This window comes from Streptomyces sp. NPDC002886 (assembly GCF_042888445.1).
GTDB lineage: Bacteria > Actinomycetota > Actinomycetes > Streptomycetales > Streptomycetaceae > Streptomyces.
On record NZ_JBIAPV010000015.1, the window covers coordinates 19,690 to 44,642 of the forward strand.

26 protein-coding genes and 1 pseudogene are annotated in these 24,953 nt (G+C 72.5%); 19 read left to right on the plus strand and 8 right to left on the minus strand.

Translation table 11 applies throughout. The features are described from left to right. The first annotated feature begins 125 nt into the window (after positions 1-125). Together ACFYYB_RS39220 and ACFYYB_RS39225 are read left to right on the plus strand one after the other, a co-directional pair. A complete protein-coding gene (locus tag ACFYYB_RS39220; protein ID WP_389442956.1) occupies positions 126-1,019 on the plus strand; it encodes a TetR family transcriptional regulator in 894 nt (297 codons plus the stop codon). Between the two features lie 65 nt (positions 1,020-1,084). Further along, entirely contained in the window at positions 1,085-1,486 is a 402-nt protein-coding gene (locus tag ACFYYB_RS39225) for a VOC family protein (RefSeq protein WP_389442958.1), read from the plus strand. On the opposite strand, the gene ACFYYB_RS39230 is transcribed toward ACFYYB_RS39225, so the two are convergent. Together ACFYYB_RS39230 and ACFYYB_RS39235 are read right to left on the minus strand one after the other, a co-directional pair. Beyond that, positions 1,417-2,151 carry a helix-turn-helix domain-containing protein gene (locus tag ACFYYB_RS39230; RefSeq protein WP_389442960.1) on the minus strand — a complete coding sequence of 245 codons (735 nt, stop codon included), beginning with the start codon at positions 2,149-2,151 and terminating at the stop codon, positions 1,417-1,419. The two genes, ACFYYB_RS39225 and ACFYYB_RS39230, sit on opposite strands and share 70 nt — an antisense overlap. A gap of 66 nt (positions 2,152-2,217) precedes the next feature. Beyond that, positions 2,218-3,342, minus strand: coding sequence for a YihY/virulence factor BrkB family protein (locus tag ACFYYB_RS39235; protein WP_327303799.1), 1,125 nt, complete (start codon positions 3,340-3,342; stop codon positions 2,218-2,220). 17 nt (positions 3,343-3,359) lie between these two features. Here ACFYYB_RS39235 and ACFYYB_RS39240 point away from each other — a divergent pair, with 17 nt between their 5' ends. The 14 genes from ACFYYB_RS39240 to ACFYYB_RS39305 all read left to right on the plus strand — a co-directional run bounded on the left by ACFYYB_RS39240 (position 3,360) and on the right by ACFYYB_RS39305 (position 17,115). Continuing rightward, positions 3,360-5,015 carry an acyl-CoA dehydrogenase family protein gene (locus ACFYYB_RS39240; protein ID WP_389442963.1) on the plus strand — a complete coding sequence of 552 codons (1,656 nt, stop codon included), beginning with the start codon at positions 3,360-3,362 and terminating at the stop codon, positions 5,013-5,015. A 418-nt stretch (positions 5,016-5,433) separates the two neighbouring features. Beyond that, positions 5,434-6,699 (plus strand): GAF domain-containing protein, encoded by a 1,266-nt coding sequence (locus tag ACFYYB_RS39245; RefSeq protein ID WP_389443154.1) that lies wholly within the window; start codon positions 5,434-5,436, stop codon positions 6,697-6,699. A 5-nt stretch (positions 6,700-6,704) separates the two neighbouring features. After that, on the plus strand, positions 6,705-7,268 hold the full coding sequence (locus tag ACFYYB_RS39250; protein ID WP_389442965.1) for a GNAT family N-acetyltransferase: 564 nt from the start codon (positions 6,705-6,707) through the stop codon (positions 7,266-7,268). 173 nt (positions 7,269-7,441) lie between these two features. After that, on the plus strand, positions 7,442-7,525 hold the full coding sequence (locus ACFYYB_RS39255; RefSeq protein WP_312847410.1) for a putative leader peptide: 84 nt from the start codon (positions 7,442-7,444) through the stop codon (positions 7,523-7,525). A gap of 207 nt (positions 7,526-7,732) precedes the next feature. Then, entirely contained in the window at positions 7,733-9,442 is a 1,710-nt protein-coding gene (locus ACFYYB_RS39260; RefSeq protein ID WP_389442967.1) for a nitrite/sulfite reductase, read from the plus strand. Then, positions 9,439-9,618, plus strand: coding sequence for a DpnI domain-containing protein (locus ACFYYB_RS39265; protein ID WP_214956597.1), 180 nt, complete (start codon positions 9,439-9,441; stop codon positions 9,616-9,618). The genes ACFYYB_RS39260 and ACFYYB_RS39265 overlap by 4 nt, the downstream gene beginning before the upstream one ends. After that, positions 9,615-10,343, plus strand: coding sequence for a phosphoadenylyl-sulfate reductase (locus ACFYYB_RS39270; RefSeq protein ID WP_389442970.1), 729 nt, complete (start codon positions 9,615-9,617; stop codon positions 10,341-10,343). Before ACFYYB_RS39265 ends, ACFYYB_RS39270 begins: the two co-directional genes overlap by 4 nt. Before the next feature lie 77 nt (positions 10,344-10,420). Beyond that, positions 10,421-10,966 (plus strand): adenylyl-sulfate kinase, encoded by a 546-nt coding sequence (gene cysC, locus ACFYYB_RS39275; protein ID WP_389442972.1) that lies wholly within the window; start codon positions 10,421-10,423, stop codon positions 10,964-10,966. Then, positions 10,963-11,901 carry a sulfate adenylyltransferase subunit CysD gene (gene cysD / locus ACFYYB_RS39280; RefSeq protein ID WP_250744141.1) on the plus strand — a complete coding sequence of 313 codons (939 nt, stop codon included), beginning with the start codon at positions 10,963-10,965 and terminating at the stop codon, positions 11,899-11,901. The genes cysC and cysD overlap by 4 nt, the downstream gene beginning before the upstream one ends. A gap of 1 nt (position 11,902) precedes the next feature. Further along, entirely contained in the window at positions 11,903-13,243 is a 1,341-nt protein-coding gene (locus ACFYYB_RS39285; RefSeq protein ID WP_327303805.1) for a GTP-binding protein, read from the plus strand. A 211-nt stretch (positions 13,244-13,454) separates the two neighbouring features. Continuing rightward, a complete protein-coding gene (locus ACFYYB_RS39290; protein ID WP_389442975.1) occupies positions 13,455-14,582 on the plus strand; it encodes an aliphatic sulfonate ABC transporter substrate-binding protein in 1,128 nt (375 codons plus the stop codon). A 70-nt stretch (positions 14,583-14,652) separates the two neighbouring features. Further along, positions 14,653-15,447: an ABC transporter ATP-binding protein gene (locus ACFYYB_RS39295; RefSeq protein ID WP_243338711.1), complete on the plus strand. Its 795-nt coding sequence runs from the start codon at positions 14,653-14,655 to the stop codon at positions 15,445-15,447. Then, on the plus strand, positions 15,434-16,336 hold the full coding sequence (locus tag ACFYYB_RS39300; RefSeq protein WP_327303807.1) for an ABC transporter permease: 903 nt from the start codon (positions 15,434-15,436) through the stop codon (positions 16,334-16,336). Before ACFYYB_RS39295 ends, ACFYYB_RS39300 begins: the two co-directional genes overlap by 14 nt. Positions 16,337-16,341: 5 nt before the next feature. Further along, positions 16,342-17,115, plus strand: a complete 774-nt coding sequence (locus ACFYYB_RS39305) for a sirohydrochlorin chelatase (protein WP_389442978.1) — start codon at positions 16,342-16,344, stop codon at positions 17,113-17,115. A 155-nt stretch (positions 17,116-17,270) separates the two neighbouring features. Here the strand turns inward: ACFYYB_RS39305 and ACFYYB_RS39310 are convergent, their stop codons facing one another. Next, positions 17,271-18,275 carry a ketopantoate reductase family protein gene (locus ACFYYB_RS39310; RefSeq protein WP_389442980.1) on the minus strand — a complete coding sequence of 335 codons (1,005 nt, stop codon included), beginning with the start codon at positions 18,273-18,275 and terminating at the stop codon, positions 17,271-17,273. A 45-nt stretch (positions 18,276-18,320) separates the two neighbouring features. Here ACFYYB_RS39310 and ACFYYB_RS39315 point away from each other — a divergent pair, with 45 nt between their 5' ends. After that, entirely contained in the window at positions 18,321-19,178 is an 858-nt protein-coding gene (locus tag ACFYYB_RS39315; protein WP_389442982.1) for an aldo/keto reductase, read from the plus strand. A 37-nt stretch (positions 19,179-19,215) separates the two neighbouring features. On the opposite strand, the gene ACFYYB_RS39320 is transcribed toward ACFYYB_RS39315, so the two are convergent. The 3 genes and pseudogenes from ACFYYB_RS39320 to mgt form a co-directional block, all read right to left on the minus strand. Further along, complete coding sequence (locus tag ACFYYB_RS39320) at positions 19,216-19,788, minus strand: DUF1697 domain-containing protein (RefSeq protein WP_389442984.1); 573 nt, start codon at positions 19,786-19,788, stop codon at positions 19,216-19,218. Further along, positions 19,785-20,441, minus strand: a complete 657-nt coding sequence (locus tag ACFYYB_RS39325; RefSeq protein ID WP_389442986.1) for a GNAT family N-acetyltransferase — start codon at positions 20,439-20,441, stop codon at positions 19,785-19,787. The genes ACFYYB_RS39320 and ACFYYB_RS39325 overlap by 4 nt, the downstream gene beginning before the upstream one ends. Positions 20,442-20,566: 125 nt before the next feature. Next, positions 20,567-21,831 (minus strand): annotated as a pseudogene (gene mgt, locus ACFYYB_RS39330) (macrolide-inactivating glycosyltransferase). A gap of 115 nt (positions 21,832-21,946) precedes the next feature. Here mgt and ACFYYB_RS39335 point away from each other — a divergent pair. Together ACFYYB_RS39335 and ACFYYB_RS39340 are read left to right on the plus strand one after the other, a co-directional pair. Next, positions 21,947-22,813: a phosphotransferase enzyme family protein gene (locus tag ACFYYB_RS39335; protein ID WP_389442989.1), complete on the plus strand. Its 867-nt coding sequence runs from the start codon at positions 21,947-21,949 to the stop codon at positions 22,811-22,813. A 23-nt stretch (positions 22,814-22,836) separates the two neighbouring features. Beyond that, positions 22,837-23,481, plus strand: coding sequence for a hypothetical protein (locus tag ACFYYB_RS39340; protein ID WP_389442991.1), 645 nt, complete (start codon positions 22,837-22,839; stop codon positions 23,479-23,481). Between the two features lie 19 nt (positions 23,482-23,500). Here ACFYYB_RS39340 and ACFYYB_RS39345 read toward each other — a convergent pair whose 3' ends face one another. Both ACFYYB_RS39345 and ACFYYB_RS39350 read right to left on the minus strand, forming a co-directional pair. Further along, positions 23,501-24,106, minus strand: a complete 606-nt coding sequence (locus ACFYYB_RS39345; protein WP_389442993.1) for a DUF2867 domain-containing protein — start codon at positions 24,104-24,106, stop codon at positions 23,501-23,503. Positions 24,107-24,195: 89 nt separating this feature from the next. Next, positions 24,196-24,939 carry an exonuclease domain-containing protein gene (locus ACFYYB_RS39350; RefSeq protein WP_389442995.1) on the minus strand — a complete coding sequence of 248 codons (744 nt, stop codon included), beginning with the start codon at positions 24,937-24,939 and terminating at the stop codon, positions 24,196-24,198. Positions 24,940-24,953: the final 14 nt, after the last annotated feature.

A 24,953-nucleotide genomic window follows, 5' to 3' on the forward strand; every position in this document is an offset into this window, starting at 1 on the left:
CGCCTCTCCTCAGGTGCCGGACCGACGCGGACGCGGACCGGAAGGGACGCGCCAGGGACTTACCGTCGGTCAGGGGCGACCATAAAACCTGTCGTCAAGTGGGGCAAGGGACTAAGCTGTTCCCCATGGAAAACCCCGGAACCGCCGATTCTGAGACGCTTTACGAGACACGAACTGCCCTTGTCTCGTCGCAGAATGCGTCGAATATCGAGACGGCTCCCGACACCCGGCGGCGGATCCTGCGCGTGTCCATGGAGCTGTTCGGAGTCCACGGCTTCCACGAGACCTCGCTGCGGGAGATCGCCGAACGCGTGGGCGTCTCCAAGCCCGCGGTGCTCTACCACTTCCCCGGCAAGGCCGACATCCTCGGCGCCCTGGTCGAGCCGATGCTCCGCGATCTGGCGACCGTCCTGGCCCGCGCCGCCGCGTCGGCGCAGCCCGGCGGATCCGGCGGGCCCGGTGGATCCGGCGGCCCCAACGGATCCGGCGCGGGAGGCGGCTCCGGCCTTGGTGCCGGTACCGAGCGGGCGCGGTGGGCCGCCATCGAGGGAGTCCTCGACGTCTGGCTGAAGCACCGCTACCTGCTGCGGCTGAACCTGCAGGACATGGCCCTGGCCACGCCCGGACCGGCCTTCGCCCGCCTGCGCGACGCCATGCTCCGGGCGAACTCCCTGGTCGCGGGTGCGGACCCCGGCTTCGCGGAGCGGGTACGGGCCGCCCAGGCCGTCGCCATGCTCTCCGACCCGGTGGTGCTCTTCGCGGACGCCCCCGTCCCCGCGCTGCGCGAGGCCGTGCTGGACGGCGTACGGCGGCTGCTGGACCGGCCCGCCGAACCGGCTCCGACCGCGCGGGCCGTACGGGGAGGCCGGCGCGGGCGGCCCGCCGCCATGAGCCCGGCCATGATCGAAGCGGCCCGCCGGATGCACGCGGCGGGCAGCGGAGCCACCGCGATCGCCGCCGCCCTCGGCGTCTCCCGGGCCACGGTCTACCGGCACCTGCCCCAGGAGGACACCGAGTGACGGGCCGGCCGCCGGTGTCCGATTCGTTCAAGACCGGCCCGGCCGGGCGCGCCTAGGGTGAGTTCATGACTCCCCGACTCGACATGATCGGCATCGTCGTCTCCGACATGGCCGCATCGCTCGCCTTCTACCGCCGCCTCGGCATCGAGGTGCCCGCGGAAGCGGACTCCCAGCCGCACGTCGAGGCCGTCCTGCCGGGCGGGCTGCGGATCGGCTGGGACACGGAGGAGGTCATCCGCTCCTTCGACCCGTCCTGGACCCGCCCCACGAGCGACGGCCGGGTGGGCCTGGCGTTCCTCTGCGGCTCCCCCGCCGAGGTCGACTCCCTGTACGCCGAGCTCACGGAGGCAGGGCACACGGGCCACCTGAAGCCCTGGGACGCCTTCTGGGGGCAGCGTTACGCCGTCGTCCTGGACCCGGACGGCTCCGGGGTCTCCCTCTTCGCAGCGGCGGAGCCCGTCGCGTAGGACCCCGGCGTGGTCCCGGCCAGGGCGCGCGCCTCGCGGGTCCAGTGGGCCTGGTCGGCGTAGCCGGCCTCCGCGGCCACCGCCGCCGGGGGCAGCCCGCGCCGGGTCAGCGCGAGGGCCCGCTGGAGGCGCAGGATCCGCCCGAGCGTCCTGGGCCCGTACCCGAAGGCGTCGAGCGAACGCCGGTGCAGCTGCCGCTCGCCGAGGCCCACGGCCCCCGCCACCGCGGCCACGCCCTGCCCGGCCCGCAGCCGGGCCGCGACCTCCGTGACCAGCGGGTCCGGGAGCCCGCCGTCGGCCGCGCGGAGCAGGGCCAGCTCCTCCAGCCCCGCGCGGGGATCCCCGTACGAGGCCACGCGCGCGGTGAGGCGCCGTACCTCGGCGGCGGGCCAGAGGTCCGCCAGCTCGACCCGCCGGTCCCGCAGCACCCGGGCCGGTACGCCGAGCAGCGCGGGCGCCGTGCCGGGGGCCAGCCGGATCCCGGCGAATCCGGAGCCCGGGACCTCTCCGGCGGGGTGCGGGGCGGTGTCGGGGCCGGCCACCAGGAGGCGCCCGTCCACCCACAGCAGGTCCATGCACCCGTCGGGCAGCACCATGCCGCCGTTCCCGCCGGCCCGCCAGAGCACGGCGCCGGGCAGCGCGCGGGACGGCCGTTCCTCGTACACGCCCACCAGGCTACGACGGCGGCCGGCGCCCGACCCGGCCGGCGCCCGATCCGGCCGGCGCCGAGGTCAGTGCTTGCGCAGCCGGGAGTGGTAGTCCTCCGGCGGCAGGAACCTCGACCAGCGCTCGGGGAACTCCGAGGGCATGCCCCCGTCCTCGTCGCCGTCGTCGTCCTCCGACTCCCCCTCGGCCAGGGCCCGCCAGGCGGCCGCCCGGGCCACCAGCTGGGCGGCCTCCGCCTCGCGGACCCGCTCGTTCGCCTCGCGCGCCGCGGCCGTGGCCACCGAGGGCCAGACCCGGTCGATGGCGGCGTTGACGGCGGCCCCGACGAGGACGGCGAAGGCCGAGATGCCGATCCACAGCAGGATGGCCACGGGGGCGGCCAGCGACCCGTAGATGGTCGGGCCCTCCACGGTGTTGGTGAGGTAGATCCGCAGCAGGAACGAGCCGAGCACCCACATGGCGAGGGCGACCAGCGCGCCGGGCACGTCCTCGATCCAGGGCGAGCGGACCGGGACGGAGACGTGGTAGAGCGTGGTCAGGAAGGCGATGGAGAGCAGCGTGACGACCGGCCAGTACATGACGGCGATCACCTCGGTGCTCCAGGGCACCAGCCGCACCACCGCGTCCGGGCCGACCACCATCAGCGGCAGCACGATGGCGCCGATCAGCAGGGCGGCGATGTAGAGGACGAAGGCGAGCAGCCGGGTCTTGACGATGCCGCGCTGGCCGTCGAGTCCGTACATGACGGTGATGGTGTCGATGAAGACGTTGACGGCGCGCGAGCCGGACCAGAGGGCGAAGGCGAACCCGAGGGAGATGAGGTCGGGGCGGCCCCGGCCGGTGACGTCGTCGAGCATCGGTTTGGCGATGTCGTTGACGCCCCGGTCGGAGAGCACGGTGCCGACCGCGCGCAGGATGTTCTCCTCGATGCTGGCGACGGTCGTACCGCCCGACCAGCCGTCCACGTACCCGAGGAGGCCCAGCAGGCCCAGGAAGAGCGGGGGCAGCGAGAGCAGGGTGAAGAAGGCGGCCTCGGCGGCGAGTCCGAGGATCCGGTACTCGATGCACGAGTTCACGGTGTCTTTGAGCAGCAGCCACGCCATCTTGCGCTTGGAGACGTTGCGGTAGAGGGCGCGGGCCCGGTGGAGGCGTCCCGGAATCCGCTCGGGTGTTTCTTTCGCGTGCTGCACGTCCTTACGGTATCGGCATGGCAGCCACCACCCACACAGTCAGCAATCAGGCCCCGCCGCTCGTGGGCCACGACGTATACGGCAGCGACCGGGTCCTGAGCGAGGGGGTGGAGCGGCATCTCGCGGACGCCGCTCCCGAACTCGCCGCGGAGGTAAGGGAAGAACTCTCGGATCTGGGGCGCGCGGCCGGATCCCGGCAGGCGCAGGACTGGGGGACGCAGGCGAACGAGAACCCGCCGAAGCTGCGGACGCACGACCGGTACGGGAACCGCATCGACGAGGTGGAGTTCCACCCCGCGTGGCACCGGCTGCTCGGGCACGCCGTGGGCGCCGGGCTCACCGACGCGTGGGGGCGGCCGGCGGGGCATCTGCGGCGGGCGGCCGGGTTCTTCGTGTGGTCGCAGGCGGAGGCGGGGCACGGGTGCCCCGTCTCGATGACGCACGCGGCGGTACCGGCGCTGCGGACCGATCCGGAGCTGGCGGCCGAATGGGAGCCGCGGCTGACCTCGCACGTGTACGAGGAGGGGCTGCGGCCGGCCGGGCAGAAGGCCGGGGTGCTCTTCGGGATGGGCATGACGGAGAAGCAGGGCGGCAGCGACGTCCGGGCGAACACGACGACGGCCGTGCCGCTGGACGCCTCGGGCGAGTACCTGCTGACGGGGCACAAGTGGTTCTGCTCGGCGCCGATGTGCGACGGGTTCCTGGTGCTGGCGCAGGCGCCGGGCGGGCTGACCTGCTTCCTGGTGCCGCGGGTGCTGCCGGACGGGACGCGCAACGTCTTCGCGATCCAGCGGCTGAAGGACAAGCTGGGCAACCGGTCGAACGCGTCGAGCGAGGTGGAGTTCGACGGGACGTGGGCGCGGCGGGTGGGCGAGGAGGGCCGCGGGGTGCGGACCATCATCGAGATGGTCGCGGCGACCCGGCTGGACTGCGTGATCGGTTCGGCCTCCCTGATGCGGCAGGCGCTGACGCAGGCCGCTCACCATGCGGAGCACCGCTCTGCTTTCGGAGCACCGCTCATCGACCAGCCGCTGATGCGCAACGTGCTCGCCGACCTCGCGCTGGAGTCGGAGGCGGCCACCACCCTCACGCTCCGCCTCGCGGCCGCGTACGACGCCGTCCAGAGCACGGGCGACGAGCAGGAGCGGGCCTTCCTGCGCATCGCGGTGCCCGCCGCGAAGTACTGGGTGACCAAGCGCTGTACGCCGATGGTCGCGGAGGCCCTGGAGTGTCTGGGCGGAAACGGCTACGTCGAGGAGTCCGGGATGCCCCGGCTGCTGCGCGAGTCCCCGCTGAACTCCATCTGGGAGGGCTCGGGCAACGTCCAGGCCCTCGACGTCCTGCGCGCCCTGCAGCGCGAGCCGCAGGCCCTGAACGCCTTCCTCCAGGAGGTGGGCCTGGCGCGCGGGGCCGACCACCGGCTGGATTCCGCCATCAAGAACCTGCTGACCGAGCTCGCGGACCTGGAGGGCATCGAGGCACGGGCCCGGCGGGTCGTGGAGCGGATGGCCCTGGTGCTGCAGGGGTCCCTGCTGGTGCGCTGGGCGCCGCCGGAGGTGGCCGATGCCTTCTGCGCCTCCCGGCTGGGAGGGGACTGGGGCGCGGCCTTCGGCACGCTGCCGCACAGTCTGGATCTGGGATCCGTGGTGGAACGGGCCCGGACCGCATCCTGATCGCGTCCTGATCGCGAGCCGACGGAGGGCCCCAACCCTCCGGAAGCCGGGCTGATGCGGAGGGCCCCAACCCTCCGAAAAGCACCACGGTGCGGGATCCGGGCCCGTTGACCTGGATCAGGGATGGCGCCGCGCCGACTCGGCACCACCCCTGATCCGAGAAGCCCCGAGGAAGGAGCTGTCACGTCGCTCGGCGACGTCCGCACAGTTTCGATCGGGCGACCGGGACTTGGCGAGAGTTGCAAGACGTTGCAACCTTTGACTCGGAACCGTCCTTCGGGCGTCCCGGTCGGCCCCTGGGAAGCGGCGCGCACCGGACGGCCCCGCGGACGGGAACCGTCGTACGCATGTTCGGCACGGGGAGGTTCCGGTGGTCCACACCACAGGCAGCGCGGTCGATGCGGCACGCATCTCGGCCATGGACGCGCGGGAGGCCGCGCGTCTGCTCAAGGGGGTACGGGCGGCCGCTCTGGCCGGGGACCGGCCGCCGGCCGCGCCGCGCCCCGAGATCGCCGAGTCCTGGCGCCGCATGATGGCGGGCGGTGTCCACCCCGACCGCGACAGCCGCTCCCGGATGCTGTCGGCCGCCGAGACCGAGGAGCGCCGCCAGACCTCCCCGCTACGGGAACTGCTGCCCGTCCTGCGCGAAGGACTGCTGCCCTCCCTGGACGAGGCCCTGCACATCATGGTCGTCGCCGACGCCGACGGGCGGCTGCTGTGGCGGGAGGGCCACTCCTCGATCCTGCGCAACGCGGACCGCCTCGGCTTCGGGGTGGGCGCCCACTGGGACGAGTCGGTGGTCGGCACCAACGGGGTCGGCACCGCCCTGGTGACCCGCAGACCGGTCCAGGTGTTCTCGGCGGAGCACTTCGTCTCCAGCCACCACGACTGGACCTGCGCCGGAGCCCCCGTACGGGACCCCCGCGACGGCTCGCTGCTCGGGGTCCTGGACGTCAGCGGGCCGCTGGCCACCATGCACCCGGCGACCCTGGCCTGGGTGAGCTCGGTGGCCCGGCTCGCGGAGCGCGAGCTGCGGGTGCGGCACCTGGAGTCGCTGGAACGGCTGCGGACGGTCGCGGCCCCGCTGCTGGCCCGGATGCCGGGGCGGGCGCTGGCCGTGGACGGCAACGGCTGGACGGCGGCCGTCACCGGGCTCGCGCCGACCGAGCGGATCCCGCTGCCGAAGACCTTCGGTCCGGGCCGGGTGTGGGTGCCGCAGCTCGGGGACTGCCTCGTGGAGCCGCTGCCGGGCGGCTGGCTGGTGAACGTCACGGAGGCCCGTACCGGCGCCGGGGCGGCCGCCCGCGTCGTCCTCGACCTCAGCCGGCCCGGCGCATGGCGGGCCACCGTCTACGGGGCCGCGGGGAGCTGGTCGCAGGAGCTGAGCCCGCGCCACGCGGAGCTTTTGTTCCTGCTGGCGGAGTCCCCCAAGGGCCGCTCGGCGGCGGAACTCTCGCAGGAGCTGTTCGGGGACCCGACGCGCACGGTGACGGTCCGCGCGGAGATCTCCCGGGTGCGCCGCAACCTCGGCGGCGTGCTGGCCCACCGCCCGTACCGCTTCGCACACGACGTGGAGGTGGAGCTGATCCGCCCGACGGACCCGGCCTCCCTGCTGCCGCACTCCACGGCGCCCGCGGTCGTCAGCGCCCGGCTGGGCCCCTCGGCGACCGGCATGATTCCCTGACGTCCATGAGCACGAGCACACTGACCACCTGGTCCCTGGAAATGACCGCACCGTCCGACCTCGTCGCGGCGGCCGTCCCGGGCCCGGAGATCCGGATCGTCCGCTCGGAGGTCCCCTCCCCCGAGTTCAGCCGCTTCCTCTACGCCTCGGTGGGCGGGGACATCCACTGGACGGACCGGCTGTCGCTGACCCGCGCGCAGTGGGTGGAGCAGCTGGACCGTCCCGGCGTGGAGACCTGGGTGGCGTACGACCGGGGCACCCCCGCGGGGTACGTGGAACTCGACCCGCAGCCGGACGGTGTGGTGGAGATCATGTACTTCGGCCTGCTCCCCGACTTCCGGGGGCGGCGCATCGGCGGGCACCTGCTGACCGTGGGCATCGAGCGGGCCTGGTCGCTGGCCGAGCGCTGGCCGGAGCTGGCCCCGACCCGGCGCGTCTGGCTGCACACGTGCAGCGACGACGGCCCGACGGCCATGGCGAACTACCTCCGGCGCGGCTTCAAGGTCTTCAAGGAGGAGACGGAGGAGAAGGCCGTCGCCCCCACCCCGGGCCCCTGGCCCGGCGCGTAGCCGCTCCGACGGGAGGCGGCGGCCCTGCGGGGCCGCCCCCTCCCCGGGACAAGCGGGCACAAAGGGGCTGGTGAGGTGACGCCCATCACGGACATCTTGCCATCCGAGACGACTTCGTCCGCATCGTGGACAGTAGTGGACTCCTCCAATCGCCACATGCCACGCTTCCCCCCATGAACGGAGCTGGAATTGCCTTGGTGAGTCGGCGGCACGTCGACCTCGGCCGCATGTCCAGCGCCATCTGTCCGGCGCGCTGACGCAATTCACCGCCGCGACAGCGCCCCGCACCGACGTCGCCGCGGAAGCGAACACACCGCCCGCCCTCGTCACCACCGCAGTCCCCTGTAGGCCGAACACCGCCCCAAAAGGGCGGCGGATCTGCCACATCCGCTCCACGCGCGCCAGGGGTCACGCCGCCGCTCCCCCTGCCCCTGCCTCGAGCCGCCCAAGAAGGACGTACCGCCATGGCCGCCACCCCCGATACGACCGCAGCAGCCGCACCCGCCGCCGCCGCGCGCCGCAAGACCGGCCGTCACCGCGGTGAGGGCCAGTGGGCCGTCGGACACCACACGCCCCTCAACGGCAACGAGCAGTTCAAGAAGGACGACGACGGTCTCAATGTGCGGGCGCGCATCGAGAACATCTACTCCAAGGCGGGCTTCGACTCGATCGACCCCAACGACCTGCGCGGCCGTATGCGCTGGTGGGGCCTCTACACCCAGCGCAAGCCCGGGATCGACGGCGGCAAGACCGCGATCCTGGAGCCGGAGGAGCTGGACGACAAGTACTTCATGCTGCGCGTGCGCATCGACGGCGGCCGGCTGACCACCGAGCAGCTGCGCGTCATCGGTGAGATCTCCGAGGAGTTCGCCCGCGGCACCGCCGACCTCACGGACCGGCAGAACGTGCAGTACCACTGGATCCGCATCGAGGACGTCCCGGAGATCTGGCGCCGTCTGGAGGCCGTCGGCCTCTCGACCACCGAGGCCTGCGGTGACACCCCCCGCGTGATCCTCGGCTCGCCCGTCGCCGGCATCGCGCTGGACGAGATCATCGACGGCACCCCCGCCATCGACGAGATCTACGCCCGCATCGTGGGCAACCCCGCCTTCTCGAACCTGCCCCGCAAGTTCAAGTCCGCGATCTCCGGCTCGCCGCTGCTCGACGTGGCGCACGAGATCAACGACATCGCCTTCGTCGGCGTGAACCACCCCGAGCACGGCCCCGGCTTCGACGTCTGGGTCGGCGGCGGTCTCTCCACCAACCCGAAGCTGGGTGTGCGCCTGGGCACCTGGGTCTCGCTCGACGAGGTCCCGGACATCTACGAAGGCGTCATCTCGATCTTCCGCGACTACGGATACCGCCGGCTGCGCACCCGCGCCCGCCTGAAGTTCCTCGTCGCCGACTGGGGCCCGGCCAAGTTCCGCCAGGTCCTGGAGGACGAGTACCTGAAGCGCAAGCTGACCGACGGCCCCGCGCCCGAGCAGCCCAGCGGCCAGTGGCGCGACCACGTCGGCGTGCACCAGCAGCAGGACGGCAAGTTCTACGTCGGCTTCGCGCCCCGCGTGGGCCGTGTCGACGGCGCCACCCTGACGAAGATCGCCGCCGTCGCCGAGCAGCACGGTTCCGGCCGGCTGCGCACCACCGCCGAGCAGAAGATGATCGTGCTCGACATCGAGGCGGGCCAGGTCGACTCGGTCGTCGCGGCCCTGGAGGCGCTGGACCTGCGGGTCAACCCGTCCCCGTTCCGCCGCGGCACGATGGCCTGCACCGGCATCGAGTTCTGCAAGCTGGCCATCGTCGAGACGAAGGCGCGCGGCGCCTCGCTGATCGACGAACTGGAGCGCCGCCTGCCGGGGTTCGCCGAGCCGCTCACCATCAACATCAACGGCTGCCCGAACGCCTGCGCCCGTATCCAGGTGGCGGACATCGGTCTCAAGGGCCAGCTGGTCCTGGACGACGAGGGCAACCAGGTCGAGGGCTACCAGGTCCACCTGGGCGGCGCCCTCGGACTGGAGGCCGGATTCGGCCGCAAGGTCCGCGGCCTCAAGGTCACCTCGGACGGTCTGCCGGACTACGTCGAGCGGGTCGTCACGCGCTTCGAGAAGCAGCGCGAGGACGGCGAGCGCTTCGCCAGCTGGGTCACCCGTGCCAAGGACGAGGACCTCTCGTGAGCGAGCGCGCCGCACCGTTCTACTGCCCGTACTGCGGCGACGAGGACCTGTTCCCGAACGAAACAGGTCACGGCGCCTGGGAATGCAGGGCCTGCAATCGAGCCTTCCAGCTGAAGTACCTCGGGCTGCTGGCCCGGGGTGTTCAGTCCAACGACGCTGGAGGGGACGAGATATGACCACGATTCAGGACGCGGATCTCACGACCGGCGAGTTCCGGTCGGCCGACCTCAAGGCGCTGGCCGAGCAGGCGGGCCGGGACCTCGAGGACTCCACCCCGCTGGAGATCCTCACCTGGGCGGCCGAGACCTTCGGCAAGAAGTTCGCCGTGACCTCCTCCATGGAGGACGCGGTCGTCGCCCACCTCGCCTCCCGCGCCTTCCCCGGCGTGGACGTGGTCTTCCTCGACACGGGCTACCACTTCGAGGAGACCATCGGCACCCGTGACGCGGTCGAGGCCGTGATGGACGTCAACGTCATCACCCTCACCCCGCGCCAGAGCGTCGCCGAGCAGGACGCCGAGTACGGCCCCAAGCTGCACGACCGCGACCCCGACCTGTGCTGCGCGCTGCGCAAGGTCAAGCCGCTCGAAGAGGGCCTGACCGCGTACGACGCCTGGGCCACGGGCCTGCGCCGCGACGAGTCCCCGACCCGGGCGAACACCCCGGTGGTCGGCTGGGACGAGAAGCGGCGGAAGGTCAAGGTCTCGCCGATCGCCCGCTGGACCCAGGACGACGTGGACGCGTACGTCCTCGAGCACGGCGTGCTCACCAACCCGCTGCTGATGGACGGTTACGCCTCCGTCGGCTGCGCCCCCTGCACCCGCCGGGTGGCGGAGGGCGAGGACGCCCGCGCCGGTCGCTGGGCCGGGCGCGGCAAGACCGAGTGCGGGCTGCACGGCTGATGACGACCAGCGGCACGGCCGGCGGCACGACCCCCGGCACAAGCACTGCACGTACGGAACCGACGGAGACGAACCAGATGAGCGTGAGCGACCAGGGCGCCACGGTGTGGCTGACCGGGCTGCCGAGCGCGGGCAAGACCACGATCGCCTACGCGCTGGCCGAGCGGCTGCGCGCCGAGGGCCACCGCGTGGAGGTCCTCGACGGCGACGAGATCCGCGAGTTCCTCTCCGCCGGTCTCGGCTTCAGCCGCGAGGACCGGCACACCAACGTGCAGCGGATCGGCTTCGTCGCCGAACTCCTCGCGTCCAACGGCGTCAAGGCGCTCGTCCCGGTGATCGCGCCGTTCGCCGACAGCCGCGAGGCCGTCCGCAAGCGGCACGCCGCCGAGGGCACGAGCTACCTCGAAGTACACGTGGCCACTCCGGTGGAGGTGTGCTCCGAGCGTGACGTGAAGGGCCTGTACGCCAAGCAGGCGGCGGGCGAGATCTCCGGTCTGACCGGGGTCGACGACCCGTACGAGGCACCGGAGTCCCCGGACCTCCGTATCGAGTCGCACACGCAGTCCGTACAGGAGTCGGCTTCGGCCCTGCACGCGATGCTCACCGAGAGGGGTCTGGCATGACCGCCACCGTCGCACACGTCCACGAAGGGACGGACGCGCCCTACGCGCTGTCGCACCTCGACGCCCTCGAGTCGGAGGCCGTGCACATCTTCCGCGAGGTGGCGGGCGAGTTCGAGAAGCCGGTGATCCTCTTCTCCGGCGGCAAGGACTCCATCGTCATGCTGCACCTGGCGCTCAAGGCGTTCGCGCCCGCGCCGGTGCCCTTCACCCTGCTCCACGTGGACACCGGCCACAACTTCCCCGAGGTCCTGGACTACCGCGACCGCGCGGTCGCCAAGCACGGACTGCGCCTGCACGTGGCCTCCGTCCAGGAGTACATCGACGCCGGCAAGCTCCGCGAGCGTCCCGACGGCGTCCGCAACCCGCTGCAGACCGTCCCCCTCACGGAGGCGATCCAGCAGCTGAAGTTCGACGCGGTCTTCGGCGGCGGCCGCCGCGACGAGGAGAAGGCCCGCGCCAAGGAGCGCGTCTTCTCCCTGCGCGACGAGTTCTCCCAGTGGGACCCGCGCCGCCAGCGCCCCGAGCTGTGGCAGCTCTACAACGGCCGCCACGCGCCGGGCGAGCACGTGCGCGTCTTCCCGCTGTCCAACTGGACCGAGCTGGACGTGTGGCAGTACATCGCCCGCGAGAAGATCGAACTGCCGGAGATCTACTTCGCCCACGAGCGCGAGGTCTTCCAGCGCAACGGCATGTGGCTGACGGCCGGCGAGTGGGGCGGCGCCAAGGAAGGCGAGACCACCGAGACCCGCCTGATCCGCTACCGCACCGTCGGTGACATGTCCTGCACCGGTGCCGTCGACTCCGACGCCACCACGCTGGACGCCGTGATCACCGAAATCGCCGCCTCCCGGCTCACCGAGCGGGGCGCGACCCGCGCCGACGACAAGCTGTCCGAGGCCGCGATGGAAGACCGCAAGCGCGAAGGGTACTTCTAAAATGACCTCCACCACCGAGCAGTTCGCCGACCTGTCGGCGACCACGCTGCTGCGCTTCGCGACCGCGGGTTCCGTCGACGACGGCAAGTCCACCCTGGTCGGCCGCCTCCTGCACGACTCCAAGTCGGTCCTCACCGACCAGCTGGAAGCCGTGGAGCGGGTCTCGGCCAGCCGCGGTCAGGACACCCCCGACCTGGCGCTGCTCACCGACGGCCTGCGGGCCGAGCGGGAGCAGGGCATCACCATCGACGTGGCCTACCGCTACTTCGCGACCGCCCGGCGCCGGTTCATCCTGGCCGACACCCCCGGGCACGTGCAGTACACCCGGAACATGGTCACCGGCGCCTCCACCGCCGACCTCGCCGTGGTCCTCGTCGACGCCCGCAACGGCGTGATCGAGCAGACCCGCAGGCACGCCGCCGTCGCGGCCCTCCTCCGGGTCCCGCACGTGGTCCTCGCCGTCAACAAGATGGACCTGGTGGGCTACCAGGAGTCGGTCTTCGCGTCGATCGCCGAGGAGTTCACCGCGTACGCCACGGGCCTGGGCGTCCCGGAGATCACCGCGATCCCGATCTCCGCGCTGGCCGGCGACAACGTGGTGGAGCCCTCCGCGAACATGGACTGGTACGGCGGCCCCACGGTGCTGGAGCACCTGGAGACCGTCCCGGTCAGCCACGACCTCACCGCCTGCCCGGCGCGTTTCCCGGTGCAGTACGTGATCCGTCCGCAGACCGCCGAGAACCCGGACTACCGGGGCTACGCGGGCCAGATCGCCTCCGGCGTGCTGCGGGTCGGCGAGGCCGTCACCGTCCTGCCTTCGGGCCGCACCTCGGTCATCGAGGGCATCGACGCGCTCGGCGAGAGCGTCGACATCGCGTGGGCCCCGCAGTCGGTGACCCTGCGTCTCAAGGACGACATCGACATCTCGCGCGGCGATCTGATCGCGCCGTCGTCGAGCTCCCCCGCCACCACGCAGGACGTCGTGGCGACGGTCTGCCACGTGGCGGACCAGCCCCTCGCCGTGGGCGCCCGGGTGCTGATCAAGCACACGACGCGCACGGTGAAGGCGATCGTCAAGGAGATCCCCTCGCGGCTGACCCTTGACGACCTGTCCCAGCACCCGAACCCCGGGCAGCTGGTGGCCAACGACATCGGCCGAGTCGTCGTCCGTACCGCCGAGCCGCTCGCGCTCGACTCGTACGCCGACTCGCGCCGCACCGGGTCCTTCCTCCTGATCGACCCGGCGGACGGCACGACCCTGGCGGCCGGCATGGTCGGCGAATCCTTCGCCTCCACCGCCGAGACGACCGTCCAGGCTGATGAAGAAGGGTGGGACTTCTGATCATGCTTGCCGATATCTACTCCACCTTCGCGAAGGAGGGCGGCCGCGTAGGCAGCGGCTCCCTCGGCAGCGGCACGGGAGGCGTGGGGCGATGTGCGTGATGACGTACGCGCACCGCATGCGCGCCCACACCCCCCACGAGCTCTACCTGCCCTTGTTCAGCAAACGAAGACGTGCGTCGTGATACGACGCTACGAGAGGGAGCCCTCCCGTGCCTGCCAACGGATCCACCCGTAACACCCTGCGCCGCAGCATCGTCGCCGCTGCCGCCCTGCCCCTCCTGATCGGCGCCCTCGCCTCGTGCGGCTACGGCTCCGACGCCAAGAAGGACGACGCTCCCAAGGCGAACGTCGCGGACACCTCCGCCAAGAAGCTGTCGGCTTCCGAGGTCCGCATCGGCTACTTCCCGAACCTGACCCACGCCACCGCGCTGGTCGGTCTCCAGGAAGGCCTGATCGCCAAGGAGCTCGGCGCCACCGCCATCAAGCCGCAGTCCTTCAACGCCGGCCCGTCCGAGATCGAAGCCCTCAACGGCGGCTCTCTCGACATCGGCTTCATCGGCCCCTCGCCGTCGATCAACGCCTACGTGAAGTCCAAGGGCTCCAACCTGCGGATCATCTCCGGCTCCGCCTCGGGCGGCGTCAAGCTGGTCGTGAACCCGGCGAAGATCAAGACCCTGGACGACCTCAAGGGCAAGAAGATCGCCACCCCGCAGAAGGGGAACACGCAGGACGTCGCGTTCCTCAACTGGATCGCCGAGAAGGGCTGGACGGTCGACCCGGAGTCCGGCAAGGGTGACGTCTCCGTCGTCCGCACGGACAACAAGGTCACCCCGGACGCCTTCAAGCAGGGCTCGATCGACGGCGCCTGGGTGCCGGAGCCCACGGCCTCCAAGCTCGTCTCCGAAGGCGGCTCCGTCCTCCTCGACGAGACCGCCCTGTGGCCCGACAAGAAGTTCGTGATCACGAACATCATCGTGTCCCAGAAGTTCCTCTCGGAGCACCCGGACGTCGTCGAGGCCGTGCTCACGGGCACCGTGAAGACCAACGCGTGGATCAACGCCAACCCGGACAAGGCCAAGGCCTCCGCGAACGCGAAGCTCGCGGCGGACAGCGGCAAGGCGCTCGACGCCAAGGTCATCGACCCGGCGTGGCCGAGCATCCTCATCACGAACGACCCGCTGGCGTCGACGCTGAAGACGCAGTCGGAGTGGGCGGTCAAGGCCAAGCTCATCGAGCAGCCCGACCTGAACGGCATCTACGACCTGAAGCTCCTGAACAAGGTGCTCAAGGCCGCGGGCCAGCCCGAGGTCGCCGACGCCGGTCTCGGCGTCAAGTAACCCCTCCGAAGTAGCCCTTCCCGTCCAGCAACCCTTCAGTACCCGTCCCGAATCCCAGGAGGTGACGACCATGGCCACCATGCTTGCCAAGGCTGCCGAGGGCACCGTAGCGGAGCAGACGCACGCCGCTCGGATCGAGCACGTCTCGAAGTCCTTCTCCGGCCCGGCCGGATCGCAGCTCGTCCTGGACGACATCAGTCTCGATGTCGCTCCCGGAGAGTTCGTCACCATCCTGGGTGCCTCGGGTTGTGGAAAGTCCACCCTGCTCAACCTGGTCGCCGGACTGGACAAGCCGTCCGCGGGGTCGATCGAGACCCCCGGCGGCCGTCCGGCCCTGATGTTCCAGGAGCACGCCCTCTTCCCGTGGCTCACCGCGGGCAAGAACATCGAACTCGCCCTGCGCCTGCGCGGGGTGGCCAAGGCCGACCGCAAGCCGGAGGCCGAGCGGCTGCTGGAGCTGGTCCGGCTCGGCGGCTCGTACGGCAAGCGGGTCCACGAGCTGTCCGGCGGCATGCGCCAGCGCGTGGCCCTGGCGCGGGCGCTCGCCCAGGACAGCCAGCTGCTGCTGATGGACGAGCCGTTCGCGGCGCTCGACGCCATCACCCGCGACGTGCTGCACGGCGAACTCACCCGCATCTGGGAAGAGACGAACCTGTCCGTCCTGTTCGTCACGCACAACGTCCGCGAGGCCGTTCGCCTCGCCCAGCGCGTGGTTCTCCTCTCCTCGCGACCCGGCCGGGTCGCGAAGGAGTGGACCGTGGGCATTCCGCAGCCGCGCCGCATCGAGGACGCGGACGTCGCGGAGCTGTCCCTTGAGATCACTGAACACCTGCGTGGGGAGATCCGCCGCCATGGCCAGCACTGACACCACTCCCGAGGCCCCGTCCAAGGCCAAGGCCGAGGACCTCGCCGGACTGGAGGCGGGCCTCGACGCGCTCGACGCCGTCCAGACCCACCGCACGCCGGTCCGCGAAGTCCTCGTCAAGAAGGTCCTGCCGCCGGTCATCGCCGTCGGCCTGGTCCTCCTCGTCTGGCAGATCCTCGTCGCCGCGAAGGTCACCGACGAGACCAAGCTCCCCGCCCTGTCCTCCGTCTGGGACAGCCTGTCCGACATGTGGATGAAGGGCACCCTGCTGGAGGTCATCTGGACCTCCGTCTCGCGCGGTCTGCTCGGCTTCCTGCTGGCCCTGGCCATCGGTACGCCGCTCGGACTGCTCGTCGCCCGGGTGAAGTTCGTCCGCGCCGCGATCGGCCCGATCCTGCAGGGCCTGCAGTCGCTGCCCTCGGTCGCCTGGGTGCCCCCGGCGGTGCTCTGGTTCGGGCTCAACGACGCGATGATGTACACCGTCATCCTGCTCGGCGCCGTCCCGTCGATCGCCAACGGCCTCGTCTCCGGCATCGACCAGATCCCGCCGCTGTTCCTGCGGGCCGGCCGCACCCTGGGCGCCACCGGCCTGCGCGGCGCATGGCACGTGGTCATGCCGGCCGCGCTGCCCGGCTACCTGGCCGGCCTCAAGCAGGGCTGGGCCTTCTCCTGGCGCTCCCTGATGGCCGCCGAGATCATCGCCAGCTCCCCCGACCTGGGGCTGGGCCTGGGCCAGCTCCTCGAAAACGGCCGCAACAACATCGACCTGCCCGGCGTGTTCCTGGCGATCATCCTGATCCTGGTCGTCGGCATCGCGATCGACCTGCTCATCTTCAGCCCGGTCGAGCGGTGGGTGCTGCGCACCCGCGGCCTGCTGGTCAAGAGCTGATCACCGTGTCGGCGCTCTCCACTCGCTCCCCGGCCCTGCTCGTCATCGCCCACGGCAGCCGCGATCCGCGGCACGCGGCGACCGTGCACGCCCTCACCCGGCGGGTACGGGCGCTGCGGCCGGGGCTGCGTGTGGAGACCGCCTTCCTGGACTTCGACACCCCGACCGTCGACCAGACGGTCGCCTCGCTGTACCTCTCCGGCATACGCGAGATCGTGGCGCTCCCCCTCCTCCTGACGAGGGCGTTCCACGCGAAGTCCGACATCCCGGCCGTGCTCGCGGGCGCCGCGTCCCACCTGCCGGACCTCTCGGTCCGGATCGCGGATGTGCTCGGCCCGTCGCCGCTGCTGCTGGCGACCCTGGAGCGCCGGCTGTGGGAAGCCGGCCTCACCCCGGCGGACCGCGCCACCACCGGTGTGGTGCTCGCGTCCGCCGGCTCCTCGGACCCGGAGGCGATCGCAGTGATCGCTGAAACCGCGCGGGAGTGGCGGCACACCGGTTGGTGCGCCGTGCGGCCTGCGTTCGCCTCCGCTGCTCTCCCCCGGACGGAGGACGCCGTACGGGCCCTGCGCGCCGAGGGCGTCCGCCGGATCGCGGTGGCCCCCTACGTCATCGCCCCCGGCCGGCTCCCCGACCGCATCGCGGCGGGCGCCGAAGCCGCCGGCGCCGACGTGGTCTCCGCGGTCCTGGGCCCTTCCCCGGAACTGGCCCGCCTACTGCTCCGCAGATTCGACGCGGCCACCGTCACCCCGGCCCGCATCCCGGCCCTGGCGGCCTGACCCGCCGCTGCGCGGCACATCCAGCCCGCCCGGCGTTTGAGGGCACGGGCGCGCAGCGCACGTACGGGTCCGGGCGTAGCCCGGGGAACGGTGGAAGGGCGGGTAGGGGACTTCGCCCCGCAGGGCCCGCCCACCCACCCGCACCCGGCGTGTGCCTACACCCGCGCCGCGGCCTCGTCGGCCAGAGCCGTCAGATCCTCCGCGGACATCGCCCCCGGCGGCAGGCCCTCCCGGGCGAAGATGTTCGCCGCCACGCGCAGCGTGTCGTTGACCGGCGTGGCCACCCCGTGCAGCCGCCCCAGCAGCACGATCTCCCCGTTGAGATAGTCCGCCTCCACCGACCCCGTCCCCCGCGCCAGGCTCTGCCAGGACGACCCGCCCCGCACCGCTCCGGCCGGAACGTCCACCTTCCCGTCGCGGGCCGCAGCCTGCTCGTCCTCCGAAGCCCAGTCGATCCCGGCCGCGGTGAAGGCGGCCTTCGCCTCCCGCACGGCCCGCAGCAGCAGCGCCGCCTTCGCGGGCTCCGGCTCGGGGCCGGTGGTCGCCTGGATCGCGTTGCCCAGGTTGCCCAGCAGCTTCGCGTGCTTCCACCGCATCACGTCCTCGACGACCGGCGCCCCGAACCCGGCCTTCTCCAGGTCGCCCGCGATCCGCCGGGCCCGCGCGTCCGCTCCCCCGGCGGCCTTCCCGAGGTGCAGGATCCCGGTCAGCGGCGCGCACAGCGCGGAGACCACCCCAGGCTCCAGGAAGGTCGCCGGCAGCCACACGCAGACCCCGTACACGCGCGCGAAGCGCCGTAGGGCGAGGCGTTCGCTCTCCACCCCGTTCTGCGCGCACAGCACCGGCAGCCGCTGCGCGGCCGTGCCGCCGCCCGCGACCTCCGCGTCGCCCCACGCGTCGAGCGCGGCGAGTGCGTCCTGGGTCTTCACGGTGAGCAACAGCACGTCGTCGGGGCGTAGTTCGCCGAGCTCTGCCGGACCGCCGACCACGGGCAGCCGGTGCACCCGCTCCCCGTCCGCCGTGGTGAGCCGCAGCCCGTCCGCCCGCAGTGCCTCCGCGTGGGGGCCGCGCGCGACGAGCACGACCTCGCTGCCGGACTCCGCGAGCCGTCCGCCGATGGTCGCGCCGATCGCTCCGGCGCCGATGATGATGTAACGCATGCCCACGAGCCTGGCACATCCGGGGGCCTGGGATACCGTCGGGCCATGTCTGTTGACGTGGATGAGACGTTCGCCCTCGGCGGGGACCTGCCCGTACGCCGCCTCGGACTCGGCACCGGCGGTCTGGTCGGCGCCGGCTACTGGGGCCCGCGCGACGCGCGCCACGCGTCGGTCGCACTGCTGCGCACAGCCGTCGCACGCGGGGTCACCCTGATCGACACCGCCGACAACTACGGCCCCCACCTGGCCGAGGAGCTGGTCGCCGAGGCCCTCCACCCGTACGGGGAGCGGCTGGTGGTCTCCACCAAGGGCGGGGTGGTGCGCACCGGCCCCGACCAGTGGCACGCGGCGGGCCGCCCGGAGGACCTGCGCTCGATGTGCGAGGCGAGCCTGCGCAGGCTCCGCATGGACCGGATCGACCTCTACCAGCTGCACCGCTTCGACCCGGCCGTCCCGCCGGCGGAGCAGCTGGGCACGCTGGCCGAGCTCCGGGCGGAGGGCAAGATCCGCCACATCGGGCTGAACACGGTGACGGCGGACCAACTGAGGGAGGCCCTGGCCGTGGTCCCGGTGGCCTCGGTGCAGAACCCGTACAACGTCCTGGACCGCTCCTCGGCGGAACTCCTCGCCCTGTGCGAGGCCCGGGGCATCGCCTTCCTCCCCTACTACCCGCTGGGCAGCGGGGCCCTGACCCGGGAGAGCGCCGCCGCGCTGACGGCGGTCGCCACCGAACACGGCTCGTCCACCGGCCAGATCGCCCTGGCCTGGCTCCTCCAGCATTCCCCGGTCCTGTGCCCCACTCCCGGCACGGGCTCCCCGGACCACCTGGCGGAGAACCTGGACGCGGCGACGGTCCATCTGACCCCGCACGAGATGACCCTGCTGAACGGGCTGGCGGACTAGGCCGTCCCACCGGAGCGCGGCCCGGCCGTCCTTGGGGTCATTCCTCCGTGAGTTCCACCAGCTTCACGACGGTGTTCCAGTTGCGGGTGGTCACGTCCAGGCCCTTGACCACCGCCGGCTTCGCGAGGGACTCGCCCAGTTTGGAGCGGCCGAGGCCGTTCGGGGCGTAGAGGTAGATGACGCGGTCGCCCACGCGGTACTCCTCCGGGAGGTACGCGGGGGCGTCGATCGAGGCGAAGCGGGACTCGGCGGGCTGCTCGGAGCAGAAGGTGGCGTGGAGCTGTTTGCCCTCGAGTTCGGCGGCGGGGAAGGGGCAGGCGTCGGCGACGGCGCGCAGGTAGGCGCCGTCGAGCACCAGGCAGGGGACCCGGAAGCCGAAGTGGGCCTCGATCGCGGCCTCCAGCTCGCGGGCGAGGGCGGTCGTGGTCTTGCCGCTCGCGTCGGCGAAGACGGCGTTGCCGCTCTGGAGGTACGTCTGCACCTCCTCGTGGCCGAGGCCCTCCAGGACTTGGCGCAGCTCGGCCATCGGGACCTTCTTGTTCCCGCCGACGTTGATGCCCCGGAGCAGCGCCGCGTAGGTGGTCCTGGCGGCCTTGGTCGTCTTGGTCATGGCTGCACGATAGGGCGCCCCACCGACAATGCTGACAACGCCGACAACGCTGACGACGCAGCCGACGCCGACGCCCCTGACGACGCGGATCGGGCATCGGGCGCGCGCCGCAGGTGCAGGTGCCCGTCGAGCGGGTAGGAGGGCGGCGCCGACGGCAGGGTCCTGCCGAACGCGTAGCCGCTCTTCTCGGCGACCCGGCAGGATGCCGCGTTGTCCACCTGGTGGAGGAGTTCGAGGCATTCCAGGCCATCGGCCCGGAATGCCTCGAAGGCCCAAGTGCCGAGGGCGTCCAGGGCTCGTGGGGCCACGCCCCGCCCTCGGGCCCGCGCCGCCGTCCAGTAGCCGACCTCGGCGGAGGCCTTGCCGGGTGCGACGCCCTTCAGCACCACGTGGCCGACCACGGCAGCGGCCTCGACGTGCTCCTCCAGGACGGCGAAGCCGAACCGCGCGCCCGAGGCCCAGTCCCGTTCCCGGTCCCGCACCCACCGCAGCCCCTCCTCCGCGCCCTCCACGGGAGGACTCGCCCACCGCCGCAGAACGGGGTCCCGGTACGCCTCGACCAGCGCGGCGACATCGTCCGCGCACCAGGGGCGAAGGAGGAGAGCGGGCGCGGCCCGCGTCGCGGCCGCGTGGAGGGTGACGGGAGCGTTCATGACCGGATCGTACGCAGCGGCGTCCCGGCGCCCGGCTCCGCCGTCGGGCGGTCCCATGCCGGGTGCCGTACGTTGCCGGGTTCCCGACGGCGTTCCGGGACGCCGACGGACTCGCCGGCCGCCGCTCACCGCCGTCCGGGCAGTTCGGCTTCGATCAGGTCGGCCGCCTGGTGCGTGCCGCCCTCCGTTGCCATCTCGCGGCGGATGAGGTCCGCGCGGGCGGCGACCTCCGGGTCGGCGACCAGGGCGAGGACCGCCTCGCGCAGGGTCGTGGCGTCGGCCTCGGCCATCGGGACGTGCCGGGCGACGCCCAGGCCGGCCAGCATGTCGGCGTTGCCGAACTGGTCGACCGCCTGCGGGACCGCGACCATCGGGGTCCCGGTGGCCAGCCCTTCCTGGCAGCCGCCCGTGCCCGCGTGGGTGATGAAGGCGTCGGCCCGGCGCAGGATGTCCAACTGGGGTACCCAGCGGTGGACTTCGACGTTGGCGGGGATCTCGCCGATCTCGGCCTCGTCGGTGAACTTGCCGATCTGGAGCACCACGTGCCAGTCGGGCAGGTCCCCGAATGCCTCCACGCACGTCCGGTAGAAGGCCGGCTGCTTGGTGAAGGTGGACCCGAAGGAGACCAGGAGGACCTTCTTCCCCTCGGCGCCCGCGGGGCGCGTCCAGGTGCCCTGGGTGGCACTGCGGTCGCCCTGGCAGGCGCCGACGAAGGTGTACACGGTCTCGTCGACCCGGTCGGCGTGGGGCTGGAGGGCGCGCGGCATGAGGACGACGCTGCGGCGGGGGCGGCCGACGAACCGGTCGCTGTCCTCGTCGATGCCGTTCTCGTCGAGCCAGGCCCGGAACCGGGCGTAGTACGCCCGCCCGCGCTCGGAGGCTCGCAGTGCGGCGGCCATCGGCGCGGCGACCTCCTCCTCGTAGCCGGTCCAGGCGACCAGGGTCGGGGAGAGGGAGACCGCGGGGACGCCCCAGCGGTGGGCGAGGACGATCGCGGGGTAAGCGGTGATGTCGTGGAGGACGAGGTCCGGCTCGTCGCCGTCGAAGGCGGCCGCGAGCTGCGGGAGGGCCTGGACGGCATCGGCGAGGAAGGGCTCGATGTTGTCTATGACCTCGGTGCCCCACGCGTCGGGGTCCTCGTCGGTGGGGAGGGTGGAGTTCCAGACCACCGGGGTGGCGCCGGTCTCGGCGATCTTGTCCGCGTACGCGGCCGGGATGGCGTAGCTGACGCGGTGGCCGCGGGCGACCAGTTCGCGGATCACTTCGATGCTCGGGTTCACGTGTCCGGCGGCGGCGATGGAGAACATGGCGATGTGGGCGGGCTTCGCGGTGGCGGTCATGAGAGAACCATAACGAGACGAGACGTCTCGTGCAACCTATTGGCGGTCAGCCGACAGTTGGGGGAAGGCCGGGGGAAGGACGGGCCGGTGCGAAACTTGTCCGGTCATGAGCACCCGGGTACGCCCGGGGCACCCGGAGACACAGACACGGACCGCGGAGACGGCATGGACGAGGCACGGGCCCGGCAGGCCCTGACGGCGGCGGGCCTGACAGGGGCGGGGTCGCCCGCTCCCCGGCTGCTGGCCCTCGGCGAGAACGCCGTCTTCGCGCTCGGCGACGACCTGGTCGCCAAGGTCGGCCGGGAGGCGGCGCTGCTGCCGCGGGCCGAGCTGGAACTCGCCGTGGCGGGCTGGCTCGCGGAGTCCGGGGTCCCCGCGGTCCGCGCGGCCGAACCGGAGCCGCGGCTGGTGGACGGGCACCCGGTGACCTTGTGGCACCGGCTCCCCGACGCGGTCCGCCCGGCCGGCCCGGACGACCTCGCGGCGCTGCTGCTGCGGATCCACGCCCTGCCCGCGCCCCCCTTCGTCCTGCCCCCGCGCGATCTGCTGGGCGGGGTGGAGCGCTGGTTGCGGCTGGCGGGCGGGGCGATCGATCCGGCGGACGCGGCGTACCTGCGGGCCCGCCGCGACGGCTACGCCGCCCAGGTCGCCGCCCTCACCCCGCACCTCGCGCCGGGCCCGATCCACGGCGACGCACTGCCCCGCAACGTGCACGTGGGCCCCGACGGGCCGGTCCTCGTGGACCTGGAGACGGTCTCCGCCGACCTGCGCGAGCACGACCTGGTGGTGATGGCCCTCTCCCGCGACCGGTACGGCCTGCCGGGCGCGGCGTACGAGGAGTTCACGGCGGCGTACGGCTGGGACGTGCGCGACTGGGAGGGCTGCGCGGTCCTGCGCGGCGCCCGCGAAACGGCCAGCTGCGCCTGGGTCTCCCAGCACGCCCCGGCCAACCCGAAGGCCCTGGCCGAGTTCCGCCGCCGGGTCGCCTCCCTCCGCGAGGGCGACCCGGAAATCCGCTGGCACGCCTTCTAGGACCGGCGTATCGATTCCCGCATATGAAACTTTCCCTCTCCCTCCACCGGGCCCGGCTCGGCCCCGCGGAGTTCCAGGTGATCCGCCCGGCCCGGCCGCCGGAGCGCGCGGTGCTGTCGGACGGCCGCTGGTACCTGGACGCCCAGGTCGATCAGCAGGCCGCGCAGCTCGTCGCCGCGCTGTGGTCGCTCGCCGCCACCTCCCCGCGCTCACTGGTCCACGTACCACTGCGGCGCACCGATCCCGACACCGGGGAACCGGGGCCCGACCTGGTCCTCCTGCACCACTCGCTCCAGTTCGCCCCCTCGCGCTGGAAGGAGCTGCGAGCCCGGCTGGGACCGGGACGGCCGCGGACCGCGAACCTGCCCGGACCGCTTTCGGCCGGCCGCGCCCGCGAGTTCCGGCCGGAGCGGCACCACCGGGAGAACCGGGACCGGTTCCACCAGCGCGTCCACGCCGGGGCGCTGTTCATGACGGGCAGCGCCGCGTTGTTCGCCGACACCTCATGGCTCTTCGCCGACGTGGCCCACCGGGGTCCGGGGTACGTCCACGCCCGCCCCGACCACGCGCACTACTGCGCCCGGATGGGGCAGGGCGACGGCCTCGTCGCCGACGGCGGCGGCAGCGCGATCCACGTCGTCTACCGCGATCAATGGCCGGACCGCTGACCCGCGGCCCTCTCCGGTGTCAGGCCGCCGCGCCGGGTCCCGTACCGGCCTGCCAGGCGCGGCCGATGCCGCGCAGCATCGCCGGGTACACCCCGAGGTGGCGGAAGGGCTTGATGCCCACCATGTAGAGGGCGCCGAGGAGTCCGTTCGGCTTGACCAGGACCGCCATCCGGCCGTGGTAGCCGCCCGCTCCGTCCTCGTCCGGGACCCAGCCGATGTGCAGGATCCCGTGGACGGTCCGGTTGGCGGTCTCCAGCACCCACTCGTCATGCGTCTGGTAGACGGTGCTGAACGTCGGCGAACCGGACGCCGAACCCCGGGCGTTCGCCCGCAGGTCCTCGGGCAGCCGGTCCCGCAGGCTCGGCACACGGCCGCCGAGGCCGTCGGCGGGCTTGTCCCAGCCGAGCAGCGCGCCCAGCTTCCAGCGGACCGCGAAGAGCACGCGCACCACGGGAGAGGCGGTCTCGTGCTGCCCCCAGCCCTTCTCGAACTGTTCCACGAGCCGAGCGAGGTCGTCCGGACCGCCCGGCGTCGGGAGGTCCCACACGTCCTCGACCCGGAAGTCGCCGGCGATCTCGTGGATCCGCCAGGGGCGATCGGTGTGCGCGGTTCTGGGCAGTCTCATGAGCGAGCCCCGATCTATGCGATCCCGTGGGGAAAAGGCTAGGGCTCTCGGTGTGAGCGAGGGCGGCTCCACGCCTGCTTCGGCGAATGTCAGGTCCGGTACGGCACGACGGGCCAGGCCCGCTCGACTATCGCCTCGGGGTCCGTGGTGCGCCGCAGGTAGCTCTGCAGCGAGGCCGCCTGTTCGGCCGCCGCGCGAATCTGGAGTTCGTGCAGGTCCGCCAGGGCGACCGTCCCTATCGCCGCGTGCACGGCGCCCATCCGCCGTGCGGCGCGGGCCGCCGCCAGCGCGTCCGCGCCCGCGTCGTGCGCCGCTTCCAGGCTCACCCCGTAGTGCTCGCAGAGGGCCTGGAGGGTGCGCCGGCCCTTGCGGTAGCGGTCCGCGTGCTTGTCCAGCACCAGGGGGTCGATGACGGGCGGCGCGGTCGTACCGGGCCAGCGCTCCCCCAGCGGGCGGATCCCGTGGCGGCGGCACTCGCGGTCCAGCAGGGTCAGGTCGTACCGCGCGTTCATCACCACCAGCGGGGTTCCCGAGCTCAGTGCCTCCACGAGCGTCCGGGTGATCTCCTCGATCGCCGGGGCCGCCGCCATCCCCCGCGAGCGGGCGTGGTCCGTGGAGATGCCGTGGATCGCCGAGGCCTGCTCCGGGATCGGCACGCCCGGGTCGACCAGCCAGGTCCGCTCCCGGGCCACCTGCCCGTCCGGGCCGACCGTGAGGACGGCCGCCGTCACGATCCGGTCGGATTCCGTGTCGGTGCCCGTGGTCTCCAGGTCGAAGGCCACCATCGGCCCGCCGTGCCAGTCCCCCATCCAGTCCCCCGCCCGGTCCCCCATCGTGTTCCCCCCGT

Excerpts from the sequence above, each read along its gene's own strand:
- ACFYYB_RS39220 (WP_389442956.1), top strand. The coding sequence starts at position 126 with ATGGAAAACCCCGGAACCGCCGATTCTGAGACGCTTTACGAGACACGA.
- ACFYYB_RS39225 (WP_389442958.1), top strand. The coding sequence starts at position 1,085 with ATGACTCCCCGACTCGACATGATCGGCATCGTCGTCTCCGACATGGCC.
- ACFYYB_RS39240 (WP_389442963.1), top strand. The coding sequence starts at position 3,360 with ATGGCAGCCACCACCCACACAGTCAGCAATCAGGCCCCGCCGCTCGTG.
- ACFYYB_RS39245 (WP_389443154.1), top strand. The coding sequence starts at position 5,434 with ATGGACGCGCGGGAGGCCGCGCGTCTGCTCAAGGGGGTACGGGCGGCC.
- ACFYYB_RS39250 (WP_389442965.1), top strand. The coding sequence starts at position 6,705 with ATGAGCACGAGCACACTGACCACCTGGTCCCTGGAAATGACCGCACCG.
- ACFYYB_RS39255 (WP_312847410.1), top strand. The coding sequence starts at position 7,442 with ATGAACGGAGCTGGAATTGCCTTGGTGAGTCGGCGGCACGTCGACCTC.
- ACFYYB_RS39260 (WP_389442967.1), top strand. The coding sequence starts at position 7,733 with ATGGCCGCCACCCCCGATACGACCGCAGCAGCCGCACCCGCCGCCGCC.
- ACFYYB_RS39270 (WP_389442970.1), top strand. The coding sequence starts at position 9,615 with ATGACCACGATTCAGGACGCGGATCTCACGACCGGCGAGTTCCGGTCG.
- cysC (WP_389442972.1), top strand. The coding sequence starts at position 10,421 with ATGAGCGTGAGCGACCAGGGCGCCACGGTGTGGCTGACCGGGCTGCCG.
- cysD (WP_250744141.1), top strand. The coding sequence starts at position 10,963 with ATGACCGCCACCGTCGCACACGTCCACGAAGGGACGGACGCGCCCTAC.
- ACFYYB_RS39285 (WP_327303805.1), top strand. The coding sequence starts at position 11,903 with ATGACCTCCACCACCGAGCAGTTCGCCGACCTGTCGGCGACCACGCTG.
- ACFYYB_RS39295 (WP_243338711.1), top strand. The coding sequence starts at position 14,653 with ATGGCCACCATGCTTGCCAAGGCTGCCGAGGGCACCGTAGCGGAGCAG.
- ACFYYB_RS39300 (WP_327303807.1), top strand. The coding sequence starts at position 15,434 with ATGGCCAGCACTGACACCACTCCCGAGGCCCCGTCCAAGGCCAAGGCC.
- ACFYYB_RS39310 (WP_389442980.1), bottom strand. The coding sequence starts at position 18,275 with ATGCGTTACATCATCATCGGCGCCGGAGCGATCGGCGCGACCATCGGC.
- ACFYYB_RS39315 (WP_389442982.1), top strand. The coding sequence starts at position 18,321 with ATGTCTGTTGACGTGGATGAGACGTTCGCCCTCGGCGGGGACCTGCCC.
- ACFYYB_RS39320 (WP_389442984.1), bottom strand. The coding sequence starts at position 19,788 with ATGACCAAGACGACCAAGGCCGCCAGGACCACCTACGCGGCGCTGCTC.
- ACFYYB_RS39325 (WP_389442986.1), bottom strand. The coding sequence starts at position 20,441 with ATGAACGCTCCCGTCACCCTCCACGCGGCCGCGACGCGGGCCGCGCCC.
- ACFYYB_RS39335 (WP_389442989.1), top strand. The coding sequence starts at position 21,947 with ATGGACGAGGCACGGGCCCGGCAGGCCCTGACGGCGGCGGGCCTGACA.
- ACFYYB_RS39340 (WP_389442991.1), top strand. The coding sequence starts at position 22,837 with ATGAAACTTTCCCTCTCCCTCCACCGGGCCCGGCTCGGCCCCGCGGAG.
- ACFYYB_RS39345 (WP_389442993.1), bottom strand. The coding sequence starts at position 24,106 with ATGAGACTGCCCAGAACCGCGCACACCGATCGCCCCTGGCGGATCCAC.
- ACFYYB_RS39350 (WP_389442995.1), bottom strand. The coding sequence starts at position 24,939 with ATGGGGGACCGGGCGGGGGACTGGATGGGGGACTGGCACGGCGGGCCG.